The 1,282-nt window shown below is 64.3% G+C and carries 2 protein-coding genes and 1 pseudogene; 1 reads left to right on the top strand and 2 read right to left on the bottom strand.

Translation table 11 applies throughout. The features are described from left to right. A partial coding sequence (locus JYJ84_RS36920; protein ID WP_205190327.1) for a DEAD/DEAH box helicase occupies window positions 1-286 on the bottom strand: 286 nt, incomplete at its 3' end. Between the two features lie 363 nt (window positions 287-649). Beyond that, window positions 650-919, bottom strand: a complete 270-nt coding sequence (locus tag JYJ84_RS36925) for an acyl-CoA-binding protein (RefSeq protein WP_043189214.1) — start codon at window positions 917-919, stop codon at window positions 650-652. A 147-nt stretch (window positions 920-1,066) separates the two neighbouring features. Here JYJ84_RS36925 and JYJ84_RS36930 point away from each other — a divergent pair. Continuing rightward, a pseudogene (locus JYJ84_RS36930) lies at window positions 1,067-1,282 on the top strand (tRNA (adenosine(37)-N6)-threonylcarbamoyltransferase complex dimerization subunit type 1 TsaB); the annotation flags it as partial.

A 1,282-nucleotide genomic window follows, 5' to 3' on the forward strand; every position in this document is an offset into this window, starting at 1 on the left:
CGATCGCGGGCAGCATGAATGCAGCGGTCTTGCCCGAACCGGTCGGGCTCGAGACCAGCAGGTCACGGCCGGCGATGCCGGCCGGAATCGCGCGCTGCTGGACCGGCGTCGGCTTCACGTAGCCGGCGGCCTGCAGCGCGGAGACGATCTCCGGCGACAACCCGAGCGACGCGAAGCTCGGCTCGTCCGACGCCGGTTCGACCGCGGCCGGTACGGCGGCGTCGTCGAGACCGAGCGCCTGGTCGGCGATCGCGTTGAGCGGGCTGGAGTTGATGCTCGAAGTCATAACAATCCTTGAAACACAGTGGGTGAAACGTCGGCGCCAATCGCGCATACCCAAGTCGTCGGATTCAGCGAGCAAATCGGGAAACGGGGGTGCAATCCGCCGAACCTTCAGCGGATGAGGCATTAGAAGCTGTTTTGGGTGCGGCGCGCTTCAGGAGCGGGGCCGCCAGCCTGATAAGTGACGACCGTGAAGGTCGAAGCAGGAGGGGACAGGTTCTAAACCGGATTGGAGCTTAACGCTACTAGGCGTCAGGCCGGAACGGCTTGCGAGCCGAGCGCGGAAGATGACGCAGGCAGCATTATAAAGAGATTTGCTGCGCTGCGCCACTGATTTGATTGCCTATTGCGGCCGGGGGCGATTCGGTCAGGAAGCCGTGCCGTTTTTCAGCGATTCGACGAGTTCGATGTACTGTTGCTTTGCCGCATCCTGCGACGTGCCCTTCAGCGCGTCCCAGGCGTCGTACTTGTATTTGCCGACGATGTCGGTGAAGCCCGGCTTGTCGCCATGGGCATCGCCGTCGGTCGCCTGCTTGAAGAGCGCGTACAGGCGCAGCAGGGTCAGGTTGCCCGGACGTTCGGTCAGTTGCTTGACGTCGATCTGGGCCTGGTCGAATTGGGTGGTGAGTTCGCTCATCGGGTGTCTCCGTAAGGGTTTCAGGTCGGGCGATCTTAACAAGCGGACCGCCGCGCGGGGTCGAGCGATCCTTCCAAACCGCCATCCGGCCTGCGCATGCACGCGGATCGGGCCCGATCGCCCGTCGGAGCGGGGCGTCGCATTACAATGTCGCCCATGACGCAAACAGTGCTCCTCGCCATCGATACGTCGACCGAATACTGCTCGGTCGCGCTGCTGCGCTCGGCCCACGCCGATGACGCCGTTTCCACCCCGCAAACCTGGGTCCGCCACGAGCTGACGGGCGCCGTGTCGAGCACGCGCGTGCTGCCGGCCATCCAGGCGCTGTTCGCCGAATCGGGGCTGACGCTCGCCGATTGCGAT

The sequence above is a fragment of the Burkholderia sp. LMG 13014 genome (assembly GCF_905232215.1).
In the GTDB taxonomy this organism is placed as follows: domain Bacteria; phylum Pseudomonadota; class Gammaproteobacteria; order Burkholderiales; family Burkholderiaceae; genus Burkholderia.